Consider the following 15,266-nt stretch of genomic DNA (forward strand, 5'->3'; position numbering starts at 1 on the left):
TCCTCCTTTTAGTTTACATAACTTTGTTTAGCTTTGTTGTATAAATATTTCGGATGATAATGAAATTGATAAAATGTACTGCGAAATAGAGCGAATAAACAAAAATACTTGGTATGAGCACATTGGAAACCAATATATTTTGTAATGCTTTAAATGCAAACCCGGCGTGTATTGCAGCCACCGTAAAAGGCAGAAAAAATAATAGAGCCACTTGCCGGCTTGCTATTTTTCTCATTTCCTTACTTGTTAACCCTATCCGATATAAGGAATAGTAATGTTTTAAATCCTTATCAATACCCTGGTACATTCGAAAATATAAAATAGAACCTGCAGCTAAAAAGAATAAGACACTAATAAATATACCAAAAAAGAACAGATAAGACATACTCTGCCTCATCATGAGGTAAAAATCAGCTTGTGAATCGGTAAAGGCGATTTCTGGGTTAACCTGATTTAATATATTATCCGTTTCCGTAGCATAGTCAAGTGAATTAGGGATGTTCATAACGTAATTGTAGCGTATACTACTTGCTTCTGCTGCTTGTTTAAATTTTTCATATTGTTCATCAGAGACAATTAATTGCACATTTGTACCGATCGAGGAGTTTAAAGGACTTACTTCCCAGTCAAGGGATAGGTTTTTAGTTGTTTGCCCAATCCTAACTCCTAAAACATCCGGGATGCTTTTCGTATAACTATCAATAAGATCTTGAACAAACAAAAGCCCCTCCCTAGCTTGAGGCTCCGCTGTTGCCTCAACTCCATTTAGGTCCATCATTTGCTGATAGTCTGAATAGGCATACACCAACACGGGTGTTTTGTCCCAGTTACTTAAGGTCGACTCGGTTTCGGTACGAATTGCAGTTGCTAGTGTGGACTCATAAGGGATAAATTGTTCCTTAAATTGTGTCTCTACGTCTGTGACCACGCTCTCGAACTCTTCCAGTTCAGCATTTTCATTACTTAATAAAGAGACAGCTTGTGGCGTAAAACGTAATGTCTCTGCCTCCACACCCCGCAACAGACCAAATAGTACACCGCTTGAGGTAAAAGCAACAGCACTTAAGATCGTTACTATAAAGAGAATTCGAGCATTTTCCTTCAATTTATAGGATAGGTCGGAAATGGTTAAAAGATTTAAGTTTCGATATAAAAGCGACTTGTTTCTCTTTAGAAGATTGGTTGTCGCAATACTAAGCTGTGTAAACAAAAAGTAGGTGCCGGGAATAATGAGTGCTAAGATGGGAAACATTCGCCACATAATCGAAATTAAGTCAGCTGTATAAGCTAGGTAATAAGCATATACTACAGCTCCTAATGCAAGGGAGCTGAGGATCCAGGAAAACTTTGGTGTTCGTCTTGATCTCAAAGAACCGCGAAAAACCTCCATTACGGTTTTTGTGCGCAGCGTCCATACTACGGCAAGGGTGTTAAGTTCAAACATAATAAAAAATAAAAGCACGGTTAGCCCAATGGCTCGCCATGACAGGTGAAACGGTAAAATGTCATCTATACCGAGTATGGCGGAGAAAATCATGAGAAAAAGCTTTGTTAAGAGGGCACCGACTGCTATACCAGCTAGGATAGATGCCAATCCAATAATGGTATTCTCTAAGATGAGTAGCCTGTTCAGCTGGGATTTTTTAATTCCCAATGTGGTTAAGAGTCCATACTCTTTCTTACGGGATTTAATAAAGGTTCCGGTTGAGTAAAGGACAAATAGAAAAGAAAAGACGTATATCATCACCTCTGATGCAATGATTCCAGATTGGACAACATCATGAAATTCATAATTCCGTATGGCCGGATGAAAAATAACCACTGCATACATAAAGAAAACCGTGACAGCGAACATGCAGCTAAGGAAATAGCTTACATATGCTCTCGTATTTCGTTTTACATTATTAAAAGCGAACTGTCTGAAAGTCATCTGTATTTCCCCCAAGTATGGATTGCACGTTTAAAATATCCTGGAAGAAACGCTGTCGATTATCTCCCTTATGTATTTCGTTAAACATCCTTCCATCTTTAATGAAAATTACCCTGCCGCAAAAGCTTGCTGCAAAGGGATCATGTGTCACCATAATGGTTGTCGTTTTCTTTTCTTGATGGAGAAATTGCAGTGCTTCCATTACCTGTCGAGAAGCTTTGGAATCAAGATTTCCTGTAGGTTCGTCTGCATAAATGACGGTCGGATCGTGAATGATTGCCCGGGCAATGGCAGCTCGTTGCAGTTGCCCACCAGACACTTCAAAAATACGCTTGTCCACTAGCTCTGCAATTCCAAGTTGTTCTGTCACAAGCTGTAACCTTTCCTTCATTTCTTTTACCTTCCACTTGTTTAAGGTAAGTGGCAGCATAATATTTTCCCCGATGGTTAATGTCTCTAAAAGATTATAATCCTGGAAAATAAAGCCTGTTTCTTTTCTGCGAAATGCGGCTAGTTTATTTCGCGATAAATTGGTGACCGTCGTTTGGTCGATCGTCACTGTTCCAGATGTGGGACTATCTATTGTAGAGAGTAGATTAAGCAAGGTCGTCTTGCCGCTACCGGAAGGCCCCATAATTCCAATGAATTCACCTTTGCCTACAGCTAGATGGAATTGATGGAGGGCTTCATGTTGCACACCTCTTTGGCTCCCATATATTTTTGTGAGATTAGCAGCGGTTAATATAGGCATATAAATACGCCTCCTGTCGTTGTGTTAAATTTCCTTTTAATTGGGTTAGGGCACCATTCCCCTAAAATTTACTGACGAAAGGTAATCACGACAGTGGTTCCTTGATCTATTTCAGAGGTAACCGAGAGATCATGATCCAATGCATCACAGATTTCCTTGGAAAGATAGAGTCCCATCCCTGTAGATTCCCTGTGGTTTCTACCATTTAAGCCAGTAAAGAAAGGATCAAATACCCGAGAAAGATCTTGTGAGGGAATACCATGCCCTGTATCACTGACTTTTAGTGTGATTTTGCCAAACGTTGTAGCTGAAATGAAATGAATTTTATCTGATTCTTCCTTTGAATACTTAATAGCATTGGAAAGAATCTGGCTTATGACAAATCGAAACCATTTTTTATCTGTTGTAATCTCGATAGATTCGTCAATGTTAAGGACTGGGAAGACTTGATTGCGAATAAAGCTCGATTTAAATTCCTTAATGACATCCTTTACCGTTTCTTTTAAATAGACACGCTGAACATGAAAGTCTCGATCAAATTTCTGTAGCCTTGATTGGTAAAGAGCAAGGTCGAGTCCTTGTTGTAAGCGCTCGAGTTCTTCCTGCATACTATGGTGGAAATCCTCTGGTAAATTATATTTTTCTTTCTGCATGGTGAGATGCATCACGGAAACAGGTGTCTTCATTTGATGCACCCATTGCTGGATGAAATGAAACTCCATTTGTTTCTGTTGTTTTAATTGTTCAACTTCATTTGCATACTGGTTTGTCTGCATATCATGTTGTCTTTTTACAATGGCAAGCAAGTGGTTTGGTGGGTCTGGCATTTCATTAACTGCTTCTTGCCCTTTTGCTAGCGTGGTGTAATATGCTCTCAATGCGTAATACCTAAAGCCAAGAAATACAAGCAGGCAAATAAAAGGAAGAATGAGTAAGTAAATTGCAATATCCCAGCTAAGGGATGTGCCGGTAATATACAAATATAGCTGCACAACCCCAATGATGAGCAAGCACTGGGATAAAAAGAAAAGAATAAAGGGCAAGCTGTCTTTCAGGAAGTGTCTCATGCCAATCCGCTCCATGTATTGACCAGCTTATAGCCAGCACCTCGTACTGTTTGAATACTATTTGGGATACCGATATCCTCCAGTTTTTTGCGTAAACGGGTAATATTTACAGACAGCGTGTTATCATCCACAAATGTTTCATCGTCCCATAAAGCCTCCAACAAATTGGAGCGACTAAGCACTTGGTTTAACTGTTCCATAAGTGTTTTTAGTAGAATAAATTCATTCTTTGTCAGTAGAACGGTTTGTTCGTTAAATTGAGCTTCCATAGCTGTAAGGTAAAGGTGAAAGCCTGAGATTTCAATGAAATCGGCTTGCTTTGTATTGGCATACTCTCCGTAGCTTCGTCGCATAATGCTTTTTATCTTTGCTTGTACCACATCAAAATCGAATGGTTTTGTTATATAATCATCCCCGCCATTTTCAATTGCCATCACTTGGTCCATGCCGGAATCCCTTGCTGAAAGGAAAATGATAGGGCAATTGGATACATGGCGTATTTGGCGGCACCAATAAAAGCCATCAAAGCGTGGTAAATTGATATCCAGCAAAACTAAGTGAGGCGAGATCTTCTGGAATTCTTCCATAATCGTATCAAAGGCTTCGACTAGAAATACCTCGTATTCATATCGTTCTAAGTATTCTTTTAAAAGATTTGCTATTTTTGGATCATCTTCAATAAGATAAATTCTTTTCATAACGTCCCCGACCTTCTATTTTATCCCGGTGCAACCGTCCGTAAGACTCCCACTTCCAAACATGAAGTGAAACAGTTAGTTTTTAGTGAGAGTAAACGGACGCTAACACTCCGATTCGTTCAACTAACAATCAGTGGGGGAAGAACAAAAACCCCCACTGATTGAAGTTTCACTTTATTACTTCTATCGTATCTCATCCTCTTGAAAAAATAAATGACAAGCTAATGTAACTGAAAGCATAGAATAAAGTATAGTAATTAATTGTAGAAGGGGATTCTATGGAAACTATTCCATTTGTTCTATTGGCTGGTATTTGTGCTATTATGCTGCAAGGAATCATTGATTTTATACGTGGAAAAAAACTGCAAAGAGGGATGCGGGAAAGCCGTTTTTCAACAGAGTTATTTTATGGACTTATAATTATTTATCTTATGGTGATGGTCGGCTTTGGGCTGATTTATTTTATGCTTTCTTTTGAGGAGATTATTTTAGTAGAGAGCGGGGTGCCACGGGAGGTTGGGCCCACCGGGTCGTTTATTCATTCTATGTACTTTAGTGGGGTGACATTGCTGACAATCGGTTACGGAGATATCACACCTGTTGGCGTGGGAAGGTTCATTGCAGTAATTGAAGCATTGATTGGTTATATTTTACCTGCTGCCTTTGTGCTCCGGCTTGTTCAATATGGTCAGCGAAGCAGGGGAGAATGATCCAGCGTTTAGGATGTGCTATAGTGGTACCAGTACATATAGGAGGGATTTTGATGACGGTAGAACTAGGAAAAGAAGTAACAGACTTTACGCTGCATAATCAGAATGGGGAAGAGGTTCGCTTGTCTGATTACAGAGGAAAGCATGTTGTATTGTATTTTTATCCGAAAGACATGACCCCAGGTTGCACTACAGAGGCTTGTGATTTTCGAGATGCACATAAAAGTTTTGAAGAATTGGATGCAGTGATCATTGGTGTGAGTCCAGATCCGGTAGAGTCTCATCAGAAGTTTATCAATAAGCATGAGTTACCATTTTTATTATTAGCGGATGAGGAACACAAGGTGGCAGAGCAGTTTGATGTGTGGAAGCTGAAAAAGAACTTTGGAAAAGAGTATTATGGGGTAGAGCGCTCTACCTTTATTGTTGATAAAGAAGGCAAATTGATCAAGGAATATCGCAAGGTCCGAGTTGATGGACATGTGGAAGATGCATTGGAATATTTGAGAGAAAATCAGTAAGAAAGCTGATTTTCCTTAGTGAGAAGCTACTTCAGCTCTCCGAAATTACGGCGCTGACTACTATTCTTAATATTGATTTAAAGAAAACGCTGAACGATATGAGTATTCGTTCAGTGTTTTTTTAAAATCTCCTTTAAATAAGAAAATACTACATCCCGCATAGTTCCTCTCCCTAGTAGTTCTATACAATCCAATTTCTGAATAGATTTGAAACAAGCTTTGTTATTAAATCTATTGAAATTAGGGGTGGGAGTATGGAACTACAGCGGTATGAAAGTAGGGTCAGTAAGCCAAGTACGGAGAAAAAGCGGGTGTACCTTCTAGTTAAACGAGTGCTGGATATAATAGTGAGCTTTCTTCTGTTAATTCTATTTACCCCTCTTATACTAATAGTAGCAAGAATCATTTACAAACAAGAAGGTGGCCCAGTTTTAGCCAAGTCATGGAGGATAGGTGTGCATGAACGACCCTTTATTCTCTATGAGTTCCGTACTTTTTCTATTCCTTCGCGGGTGATTTCCGCCTTCCCGAGACCTGCTACTGTTTCAAGAGCACACTATAGACAGCAACAGATGATAAGAGAAAGACAACAGCAAGTACTGACACCGATTGGAAAAAAACTGAGAAAGTATAAGCTCCATAAGCTGCCACAGTTATGGAATGTATTTAAAGGAGATATGAGTTTTGTTGGTCCAATCGCCGTAGATCGAGAAACAGTCGTAACCTACAATCAGTACGAGTACCGGCGCATGTCCATGAAGCCAGGGATTACAGGATTCACGCGGGTGTATACCCCCGGCCTTCGAAAAGATTTAAAGATTGAACAAGATCTCTATTATATGAAATATCGGACATTAAAGATGGACATGATCATATTATTCCGTGCTATCCGGCGTAATTTTAAAAATAAAACCTCTAAATAGTGTTCAATGAACCAAAAAAGTTTTACTATAAATGTAAGAACATATACGGGGGAAAATCTATGATTTTATTTTCAAGTAAGGTGGAAAACAAGCTACAAGAAAAGTTAATAAAAGCAAACCCGACACAGCCATTTATTTTTTGTGCGAATATGGATGAAGCGAGAGAGACTCTCCCAAAAGCAGACATCCTTGTAACATACGGAGAGGACCTTACAGAAGAACTAATCAATGAAGCAACATCATTGAAATGGATTATGGTAATTTCGGCAGGAATGGAAAAAATGCCGTTAGAGGCAATCAAGAAGCGGGCGATACTCGTCACAAATGCACGTGGTATTCACCGGATTCCCATGGCAGAGTATGCTATTTCGATGATTTTACAAGTATACAGACAAACGAAGAAGCTCATTGACCATGAAAAGAGTCATCAATGGGCGAAGCATCTACAGATGGAAGAACTTCATGGAAAAACCATGGTCATACTCGGAGCTGGAGCAATAGGACAAGAAGTAGCAAAACTGGCCAAGGCGTTCCAAGTAAAAACAATCGGGGTATCACGAAGCGGTGCTTCAATTGATTTATTTGATGAAGTACATCAAATGGATGCTTTGCCATCACTTCTTCCAAAGGCAGATATTTTTATCTCTATTTTGCCAAGTACGAAGGAAACCCGCGGTATACTCCATTACGGTCATCTGGAGGCATTGCCTAATCATGCTTTGTTCCTGAATATGGGGAGAGGGGATGTCATTGCATCAGCTGATATTATTCGTGGAGTAGAGCAAGGGCAAATCGCTCATGCTGTACTAGATGTATTTGAACAGGAGCCATTACCAGCAGACGATCCATTATGGGATAACGAATTTATTACCTTAACCCCACATATATCTGCGAGCTCTAGACACTATGAAGCACGAGCTTTGGAAATTTTCCAAGAAAACCTTCTTATCTATAATAATGAGAAGAAAAATTATGTGAATGAAATAGACGTAAACAGGGGGTATTAAGCATGCGTATTTATACACGATCAGGTGATAAGGGGCAAACTTCTTTAATCTATGGAAAGCGGGTAGCAAAAAACGATTTACGGGTAGAAGCTTATGGTACATGTGATGAGACGAATTCTATGATTGGCCTTGGGGTGAGCTTTCTGGACGAAGAAGCATTTGAAGGGAAAGATATTTTCCTTAAAAGAATGCAGCGCGTCCAAACGATCCTATTTCATGTAGGGGCGGAATTGGCGACACCGCAGGATAAAGAAGTGACCTGGAAGCTAAAACAGGAACATATTGAGGAATTGGAAAAGGAAATTGATGAATGGGACGCAACACTCGAGCCATTAAAAAACTTTATTCTTCCGTCTGGCCATCGTGCTGCCAGTGCCTTGCATGCAGCTCGAACTGTGGCACGCCGAGCAGAAAGAACAGCAATAGGGGTGGAAGAAGTGAATCCACTTGTCGTATCCTACCTAAATCGCCTATCAGATTATCTTTTTGTAGCTGCACGCTATGTAAATAAGCAGCTAGGTCGAACAGAATCTCACTTAAGAGCAGATGTATAATACTCACTTTTTTGTTTGGAATAAATTGTAAATTTATTGTTTTTGTGTTATGTATACTGATCCATGGGTACTCTGCACTTTTCTTATTTGTACAAGGACTCATAATTATTTGCATGTCTTCATATACTTTTATTGACAGAATCAGTTATGAGAGCGTACACTATTTATAAAGATTATAAACTAATAATGTACTTATAATTGTATAAAATATAAAAGAGAGGTGGATGACGGTGTCTGAGAAACAATTAAAAAAGGCAATTGATACATTAAAGGAGTCAGGCGTCCGGATCACACCACAACGACATGCGGTTTTGGAATATCTTCTAAATGCAATGGTTCACCCTACAGCTGACGATATATATAAAGCACTCGAAGGAAAATTTCCTAATATGAGTGTGGCAACTGTTTATAACAATCTTCGGGTGTTGCGTGAAATTGGTCTTGTCAGAGAGCTAACCTACGGGGATTCCTCAAGCCGATTTGACTGTAATACTACGGAACATTATCACATCATCTGCGATTCTTGCGGCAAAATAGTGGATTTCCATTATCCTTCGCTGGATGAAGTAGAAGCATTAGCTGAACAGGTAACCGGCTTTGATGTTAGTCATCACCGCTTGGAAGTTTATGGTAAGTGCGAGGGCTGTCAGGAAGTTGCTACACAAAAACATTGATTAATAAAAGCTGCAATTCCTATTTTAGAAGTGAATTAACCAAATTATTTGAACGGCTATAGAACACTTTCGAATGGTACAGACGAATGAAGTACTGATCGGGAGTGTTTTTGTATAGACAAATAGATGAGTCAGAAGGCATTAGGTTTATAGTTAAAAAGAATAAGCTACTTTCCTCCAGTACATTATGGAGGAAAGTAGCTTATTTGTAGGTGTAGTTCTTCTTTATCCCGGTAATTTCTATAGGCACCCATCCCCGGACGCTATTTATCATCCAAAAACCGGAGCATTGTTGCATTTCATGTTTATAGATGACCCGTTCATGTATGATACCTCTGTTAAGTAGATCTTCTCTATATGTACCAGGTAGAAGCCCACATTTTACAGGTGGTGTGTAGAACTTACCATCCATTTCTACGACAATGTTTCCAGTGGTACATTCGGTGATTTCGTTTGCTTGATTCCATAAGAGAAGGTCGTTTGCTGTTTCTCCAGCGTATTGGAACAATGCTTGATAAACAGATCGGTTCGTTGTTTTGTGATATAGGAATAGATTGTCCTTATCTACAGGGACGGCGGCCAATTCAATTCTAACTGGTAGAGTTGATTCTTTTAATGGCTGGGATTCTAACTGGATACTCCCGTCTTTACTCACTAGTAGGCGAATTTTCCATTTTGTTTCTTCGGTTAGTTGTTGTTGCAAATTCGTTAGTTCTTTTCTAATTTCAACTAAGTCTACTTGAAAGTTAAAATAGTCCGCTGATTTTTTTAGCCGTTTCAAATGGTTTTCGAGTACAAGAAATTCTCCATCGGTATATCCAATGCTCTCCAATAATTGAAAGTGATTGTGTTCTGAACGTAAAATTTTCGATTTTGTGAGAACCTCATCATACTCTTCCTCAGATTCAGAGTCCCATGTAATCCCGCCACCAACCCCGTACGTAGCGTTGCCTTTTTCATTATCTAGGATCACAGTACGTATTGGTACATTAAAAATAGCTTCCATGTCTGGTGTAATGTACCCAATAGCACCACAATAAACATTTCGTGGCTGTTCCTCAAGCTCTGTAATGATTTGCATCGTACTTCCTTTTGGTGCTCCTGTAATGGAACCACAAGGGAACAATGCTTTAAACACATCCGGTAACTCGATCGTTTCTTCGAGTTCTGCAGTTACAGTGGAAGTCATTTGGTGAACGGTTGGATACGATTCAATGGAAAAAAGCTTTGGTACCTTAACGGTGCCTGGCTTTGCTATTCTTCCAAGGTCGTTTCGTAGTAAGTCCACAATCATTACGTTCTCTGCCCTATTTTTGGCCGATTGATAAAGCCAATCCTTTTGTTGGATATCCAGCGGTAATGTATTTCCTCTCGACGCAGTACCTTTCATCGGCTTCGTGAAGATAGTCCTGTCTTTTAGATGAAAAAACAATTCGGGTGAAGCAGATATCATCGTATGTTTGCCATCGTTAATATAGGCACTATAGTTAGAGGTCTGTGCCTCAGCTAGTTGTTTATAGTATGCGATACTGTCCCCAGTAAATTGACTGCGCATACGAATGGTATAGTTCACTTGATAGGTAATTCCTTGTCGGATTGCTTCCTTAATGCGACTGATGTTTTGAACGTACACCTCTTTTCCTGTAAGAGGGGTCCATTCTGCTGTTTCATATGTTCCGGTGGCCGTAAAGCTTTTTTTGCTAGGATGATCAAATATCCCAAACCAAACGAGTGGTTGATTAACGCTCGGATTAACTTTATATGTAGGATCAAAAGCGGGAGCGGCTTCATAGGAAACATACCCCGCAGCATAGGAACCATCATTGACAGCTTGTTGCACCCTTTTTAAGCAAGGAAGAACCTCTTCAATAGAAGAAGTGCTGATTATGTCGGTTGGATTGGTGAAATGCTTGGGCGATTTTACTCCTTCACCATTAAGAAAATCAAAGTATAACTGGGTCCTCACAACGCTTCACTCCCTTATTCTTTATAAAGTTATCTAACATTTCGAGTCCTTGTTCGGTGAGAATGGCTTCTGGATGTGCCTGGATTCCTTCCAATGGATACTGCTTATGACGAAGAGCCATGATTTCCCCGCTGTTTGTTTGTGCCGTTATTTCCAGACAGTCAGCTAAGGACTCTTTTTCCACGATTAAAGAATGGTAACGAGTTACCTGCAAGGGAGAAGGGAGTAGATTGAAAATACCCTTACGGTCATGTGTAATGGTAGAAACTTTTCCATGCATTGGTTGCTCGGCGGGAATAACATTACTCCCAAATGCTCTAGCAAGAGCTTGATGGCCAAGACAGATGCCTAGGATTGGGATATTTTTATAGAAATGTTTGATTACGTTTAAACAGATCCCTGCTTCGTCTGGATGGCCTGGGCCAGGAGAAAGAACAATACATTCAGGGGATAGCTGGTGAATTTCTTCTATTTCAATGGCATCATTTCGTTTTACCAGAACAGTATAGTTTAGTTGTTTCATATATTGTACGAGATTATATGTAAAGGAATCATAGTTGTCAATAAGGAGTATCATTTGTTTTTACACCTCTTTATCCTGTTGAAATTTAGTTGAGTTTATTATACCAGAAATGCTCTGTGCGGCTGGAGTAATTATAAGGGAGGAGAGGAACGTAGAGGATAGCTTGTCTCATAAAATAGCCAAGCAAACAAAAAGCCGCCATTATGGCGGCATCTCAACTACTTATTCTTCTTCGATTCTTTTTGATAACGGCGTGTATTATATTTTTCATCAAATTCTTTTCCTTCAAGGTTCTTGTCCAGTGTTAAAGGTTGCTTACAATGCATGCAAGCATCTACTCGTCCAAGCATTTTCGTTGGCTTTTCGCAATTTGGGCACACAATGGGCACAGCTTTGAGCGATAAGGTGCCAATCCATACATATACCGCACAACTTAAAACAACCATTAAAACACCGAGAAGGAAAAAGATAAGCATTAACCATTCAATGTTTTTGGTTAATATTCCACCATACATTAAAAGAATACCGGCAAATACTAGAATGAGCGCAAAGGATCTAATCTTATTTATTTTACTAGAGTAAACTAATTGAGCCACACTTGTTCCTCCTTCATACTTTCATAGGTAGTATAGCATATTTCACGAATTTTTTATTTCATAAAAAGGAATTTATCTATATGTAACGAATTGTACTATAATGTAATTTTAAATAATAATAACTTCTTATCCTTATATAGAAAAGTATTAAAGACATTGTTTAATTGGAGGAAAAGGTATGGAGCGATTTTTAAGACCTATTTATCAGGAACACGCGAGTGATGCAAATACATTGGGAATTATTCTGATGGAAAGAACGAAGTCTAATAGTCCAGTGACCGAAGACTTTGATGGGATTTTACTTATTATTGTGCAAAACGCGGAACAGCAGTGGCAAGCAAAGCATTATGAATTCGAGGACGAAAGATCTGCAGCGGTGCATATTGTAACAGAGTCGGTATTAATGGAATGGATTGATACAAGTGGATATCGTAGGGCGGTTGAATGGGTGATTTATGGTAGAGTAATTTTTGACCGTAATGAGTATGTCTATAATTTAAAGAACCAATTGCGGGATTTCCCGAGTGAAAAGCGCGATCTGAGAAAAGCGATAGAGTTTGGGAAACTGGTAAAGAGCTATAGTGAAGCGAAAGACCTGTATGAGACAGAAGAATATAAGGATGCCAACAGTAAGATCCTTTATTCGCTTCATTATTTAGCGAGACTAGCTGTGATTGAAAAAGGATATTACCCAGAGGTAACGGTTTGGAGCCAGGTGAAGCAAATTGATCTGGAAGTATATAAGTTATATGAAGAGTTTATTGAAAGTCGTGAAGAAATAAAGAAAAGAATCCAGTTAATGTTACTTGCCATGGACTTTATTATTAGTAACAGAGCGAAGACATCTGTTAAGCATTTATTAGAGATTATGGGGACAAAGGAAGAGCCTTGGTCTTATGTCCAACTAAAAACGTTGCCGGAGACTTCTCCTTATTCTCTTGATCTAACAGCTGTTATTTCTTTTATGGTGGAAAAAGGATTACTCGTTACAGTAAAGGAACAGACCAAAGGGATTGGTGTTTATCACAGGAAGTATGTCGTTAAGAAATAAGGAACACTCTAAAGCTTTCCTGCATAGTATTGTAATGGCCTACGATATATCGCAGCCCTAGAAATGCTGTTAATACGGTGCGGGTAGCTTTAGTTTATTTTAATAAAGAAATTCAAAATTTACATTGACTTTATATTTCATCCATGGTAAATTTAAATCCGTCGCAAAAATCATATTGATTTAACGACAACTATCACACAAATAATTGTTGACAACATAATCGGTTGTGTGATATATTAATCAAGTCGCCAAATTCGACGGCAATCAACAGCTTTTATCAGTTAAAAACAAAATGAAAAAAGTTATTGACAAAGCATTGCGAAGATGGTAAGATGTAAAAGTCGCTGAAAAAAAGCGACGAAAACAAATTGCTCTTTGAAAACTGAACAAAACAACTAGTATGTCAAGGAAAAACAGACTTTCTGTTTTTCGAAGAAATACAAGCAGAAGCCAGTTTTCTGCAAAGCTAAGACGGATCATGTTGATTGGTGTCGACATGATACAAACTTTTTTGGAGAGTTTGATCTTGGCTCAGGACGAACGCTGGCGGCGTGCCTAATACATGCAAGTCGAGCGCAGGAAGCAAGCTGATCCCCTTCGGGGGTGACGCTTGTGGAATGAGCGGCGGACGGGTGAGTAACACGTGGGCAACCTGCCTGTAAGACTGGGATAACCCCGGGAAACCGGGGCTAATACCGGATAATACTTTCTTTTGCATAAAGGAAAGTTGAAAGGCGGCTTCGGCTGTCACTTACAGATGGGCCCGCGGCGCATTAGCTAGTTGGTGAGGTAACGGCTCACCAAGGCGACGATGCGTAGCCGACCTGAGAGGGTGATCGGCCACACTGGGACTGAGACACGGCCCAGACTCCTACGGGAGGCAGCAGTAGGGAATCTTCCGCAATGGACGAAAGTCTGACGGAGCAACGCCGCGTGAGTGATGAAGGTTTTCGGATCGTAAAACTCTGTTGTTAGGGAAGAACAAGTTGGGTAGTAACTGACCCAACCTTGACGGTACCTAACCAGAAAGCCACGGCTAACTACGTGCCAGCAGCCGCGGTAATACGTAGGTGGCAAGCGTTGTCCGGAATTATTGGGCGTAAAGCGCTCGCAGGCGGTCCTTTAAGTCTGATGTGAAATCTCGCGGCTCAACCGCGAACGGTCATTGGAAACTGGAGGACTTGAGTACAGAAGAGGAGAGTGGAATTCCACGTGTAGCGGTGAAATGCGTAGAGATGTGGAGGAACACCAGTGGCGAAGGCGACTCTCTGGTCTGTAACTGACGCTGAGGAGCGAAAGCGTGGGGAGCGAACAGGATTAGATACCCTGGTAGTCCACGCCGTAAACGATGAGTGCTAGGTGTTAGGGGGTTTCCGCCCCTTAGTGCTGAAGTTAACGCATTAAGCACTCCGCCTGGGGAGTACGGCCGCAAGGCTGAAACTCAAAAGAATTGACGGGGGCCCGCACAAGCGGTGGAGCATGTGGTTTAATTCGAAGCAACGCGAAGAACCTTACCAGGTCTTGACATCCTCTGCTATTCCTAGAGATAGGAAGTTCCCTTCGGGGACAGAGTGACAGGTGGTGCATGGTTGTCGTCAGCTCGTGTCGTGAGATGTTGGGTTAAGTCCCGCAACGAGCGCAACCCTTGATCTTAGTTGCCAGCATTTAGTTGGGCACTCTAAGGTGACTGCCGGTGACAAACCGGAGGAAGGTGGGGATGACGTCAAATCATCATGCCCCTTATGACCTGGGCTACACACGTGCTACAATGGATGGAACAAAGGGAAGCAAAACCGCGAGGTCAAGCAAATCCCATAAAACCATTCTCAGTTCGGATTGCAGGCTGCAACTCGCCTGCATGAAGCCGGAATCGCTAGTAATCGCGGATCAGCATGCCGCGGTGAATACGTTCCCGGGCCTTGTACACACCGCCCGTCACACCACGAGAGTTGGTAACACCCGAAGTCGGTGAGGTAACCTTTTGGAGCCAGCCGCCGAAGGTGGGACCAATGATTGGGGTGAAGTCGTAACAAGGTAGCCGTATCGGAAGGTGCGGCTGGATCACCTCCTTTCTAAGGATAGAATCGGAACGCCGAGGATTCTCTTCGGAGAATCTTCCGGTAAGGACATACTAGTTGTTTGGTTCAGTTTTGAGGGAGCAATTCTCTCATCTTGTACCTTGAAAACTAAATAAGAGTAACAACGACATCATTTTTTAAAGCTGCAACAATTTGTTCAGCTTGAAATAAAGCAAGGCTAAGAAATTAGCACGCTTATTTACTGTAACTTAGTTAA

At 40.5% G+C, this 15,266-nt stretch carries 14 protein-coding genes and 1 rRNA gene; 8 read left to right on the plus strand and 7 right to left on the minus strand.

Going from position 1 to position 15,266, the window contains the following annotated elements; translation table 11 throughout:
- Positions 1-13 precede the first annotated feature (13 nt).
- From BN988_RS14460 to BN988_RS14475, 4 genes are all read right to left on the minus strand, one after another.
- Positions 14-1,930, minus strand: coding sequence for an FtsX-like permease family protein (locus tag BN988_RS14460; protein ID WP_036577466.1), 1,917 nt, complete (start codon positions 1,928-1,930; stop codon positions 14-16).
- Positions 1,905-2,681, minus strand: coding sequence for an ABC transporter ATP-binding protein (locus tag BN988_RS14465; protein ID WP_036577467.1), 777 nt, complete (start codon positions 2,679-2,681; stop codon positions 1,905-1,907). The genes BN988_RS14460 and BN988_RS14465 overlap by 26 nt, the downstream gene beginning before the upstream one ends.
- Before the next feature lie 68 nt (positions 2,682-2,749).
- A complete protein-coding gene (locus BN988_RS14470; protein WP_231495246.1) occupies positions 2,750-3,763 on the minus strand; it encodes a sensor histidine kinase in 1,014 nt (337 codons plus the stop codon).
- Positions 3,745-4,446, minus strand: coding sequence for a response regulator transcription factor (locus tag BN988_RS14475; protein ID WP_036577469.1), 702 nt, complete (start codon positions 4,444-4,446; stop codon positions 3,745-3,747). The genes BN988_RS14470 and BN988_RS14475 overlap by 19 nt, the downstream gene beginning before the upstream one ends.
- A 278-nt stretch (positions 4,447-4,724) precedes the next feature.
- On the opposite strand from BN988_RS14475, the gene BN988_RS14480 reads away from it, so the two are divergent.
- The 6 genes from BN988_RS14480 to perR all read left to right on the plus strand — a co-directional run bounded on the left by BN988_RS14480 (position 4,725) and on the right by perR (position 8,835).
- Positions 4,725-5,156 carry a potassium channel family protein gene (locus BN988_RS14480; RefSeq protein WP_036577470.1) on the plus strand — a complete coding sequence of 144 codons (432 nt, stop codon included), beginning with the start codon at positions 4,725-4,727 and terminating at the stop codon, positions 5,154-5,156.
- A 53-nt stretch (positions 5,157-5,209) separates the two neighbouring features.
- Positions 5,210-5,677, plus strand: coding sequence for a thioredoxin-dependent thiol peroxidase (gene bcp, locus BN988_RS14485; protein ID WP_036577471.1), 468 nt, complete (start codon positions 5,210-5,212; stop codon positions 5,675-5,677).
- Between the two features lie 254 nt (positions 5,678-5,931).
- Positions 5,932-6,600: a sugar transferase gene (locus tag BN988_RS14490; protein ID WP_036577472.1), complete on the plus strand. Its 669-nt coding sequence runs from the start codon at positions 5,932-5,934 to the stop codon at positions 6,598-6,600.
- A 59-nt stretch (positions 6,601-6,659) separates the two neighbouring features.
- Complete coding sequence (locus tag BN988_RS14495; protein WP_036577473.1) at positions 6,660-7,607, plus strand: D-2-hydroxyacid dehydrogenase; 948 nt, start codon at positions 6,660-6,662, stop codon at positions 7,605-7,607.
- A gap of 2 nt (positions 7,608-7,609) precedes the next feature.
- The gene (locus BN988_RS14500) at positions 7,610-8,161 is read left to right on the plus strand and encodes a cob(I)yrinic acid a,c-diamide adenosyltransferase (RefSeq protein ID WP_036577474.1); all 552 of its coding nucleotides are present in this window, start codon (positions 7,610-7,612) and stop codon (positions 8,159-8,161) included.
- Positions 8,162-8,385: 224 nt separating this feature from the next.
- The gene (perR, locus tag BN988_RS14505) at positions 8,386-8,835 is read left to right on the plus strand and encodes a peroxide-responsive transcriptional repressor PerR (protein ID WP_036577475.1); all 450 of its coding nucleotides are present in this window, start codon (positions 8,386-8,388) and stop codon (positions 8,833-8,835) included.
- A 202-nt stretch (positions 8,836-9,037) separates the two neighbouring features.
- Here perR and pabB read toward each other — a convergent pair whose 3' ends face one another.
- The 3 genes from pabB to BN988_RS14520 form a co-directional block, all read right to left on the minus strand.
- On the minus strand, positions 9,038-10,801 hold the full coding sequence (gene pabB / locus BN988_RS14510) for an aminodeoxychorismate synthase component I (RefSeq protein ID WP_036577476.1): 1,764 nt from the start codon (positions 10,799-10,801) through the stop codon (positions 9,038-9,040).
- A complete protein-coding gene (locus BN988_RS14515) occupies positions 10,779-11,378 on the minus strand; it encodes an anthranilate synthase component II (protein WP_036577477.1) in 600 nt (199 codons plus the stop codon). Before BN988_RS14515 ends, pabB begins: the two co-directional genes overlap by 23 nt.
- Before the next feature lie 164 nt (positions 11,379-11,542).
- The gene (locus BN988_RS14520) at positions 11,543-11,920 is read right to left on the minus strand and encodes a YgzB family protein (protein ID WP_036577478.1); all 378 of its coding nucleotides are present in this window, start codon (positions 11,918-11,920) and stop codon (positions 11,543-11,545) included.
- Positions 11,921-12,098: 178 nt separating this feature from the next.
- Between BN988_RS14520 and BN988_RS14525 the strand changes: the two genes are divergently transcribed.
- Entirely contained in the window at positions 12,099-12,971 is an 873-nt protein-coding gene (locus tag BN988_RS14525; protein ID WP_036577479.1) for a nucleotidyltransferase-like protein, read from the plus strand.
- Positions 12,972-13,479: 508 nt separating this feature from the next.
- A 16S ribosomal RNA gene (locus BN988_RS14530) occupies positions 13,480-15,043 on the plus strand.
- Positions 15,044-15,266 lie beyond the last annotated feature (223 nt).

Origin of the sequence: Oceanobacillus picturae (assembly GCF_000612865.1) — a bacterium.
In the GTDB taxonomy this organism is placed as follows: domain Bacteria; phylum Bacillota; class Bacilli; order Bacillales; family Amphibacillaceae; genus Oceanobacillus_B; species Oceanobacillus_B jordanicus.

What these genes read in the sequence shown, in the direction of transcription:
- BN988_RS14460 (WP_036577466.1), bottom strand. Translation starts at nt 1,930, where the DNA reads ATGACTTTCAGACAGTTCGCTTTTAATAATGTAAAACGAAATACGAGA.
- BN988_RS14465 (WP_036577467.1), bottom strand. Translation starts at nt 2,681, where the DNA reads ATGCCTATATTAACCGCTGCTAATCTCACAAAAATATATGGGAGCCAA.
- BN988_RS14470 (WP_231495246.1), bottom strand. Translation starts at nt 3,763, where the DNA reads ATGGAGCGGATTGGCATGAGACACTTCCTGAAAGACAGCTTGCCCTTT.
- BN988_RS14475 (WP_036577469.1), bottom strand. Translation starts at nt 4,446, where the DNA reads ATGAAAAGAATTTATCTTATTGAAGATGATCCAAAAATAGCAAATCTT.
- BN988_RS14480 (WP_036577470.1), top strand. Translation starts at nt 4,725, where the DNA reads ATGGAAACTATTCCATTTGTTCTATTGGCTGGTATTTGTGCTATTATG.
- bcp (WP_036577471.1), top strand. Translation starts at nt 5,210, where the DNA reads ATGACGGTAGAACTAGGAAAAGAAGTAACAGACTTTACGCTGCATAAT.
- BN988_RS14490 (WP_036577472.1), top strand. Translation starts at nt 5,932, where the DNA reads ATGGAACTACAGCGGTATGAAAGTAGGGTCAGTAAGCCAAGTACGGAG.
- BN988_RS14495 (WP_036577473.1), top strand. Translation starts at nt 6,660, where the DNA reads ATGATTTTATTTTCAAGTAAGGTGGAAAACAAGCTACAAGAAAAGTTA.
- BN988_RS14500 (WP_036577474.1), top strand. Translation starts at nt 7,610, where the DNA reads ATGCGTATTTATACACGATCAGGTGATAAGGGGCAAACTTCTTTAATC.
- perR (WP_036577475.1), top strand. Translation starts at nt 8,386, where the DNA reads ATGACGGTGTCTGAGAAACAATTAAAAAAGGCAATTGATACATTAAAG.
- BN988_RS14515 (WP_036577477.1), bottom strand. Translation starts at nt 11,378, where the DNA reads ATGATACTCCTTATTGACAACTATGATTCCTTTACATATAATCTCGTA.
- BN988_RS14525 (WP_036577479.1), top strand. Translation starts at nt 12,099, where the DNA reads ATGGAGCGATTTTTAAGACCTATTTATCAGGAACACGCGAGTGATGCA.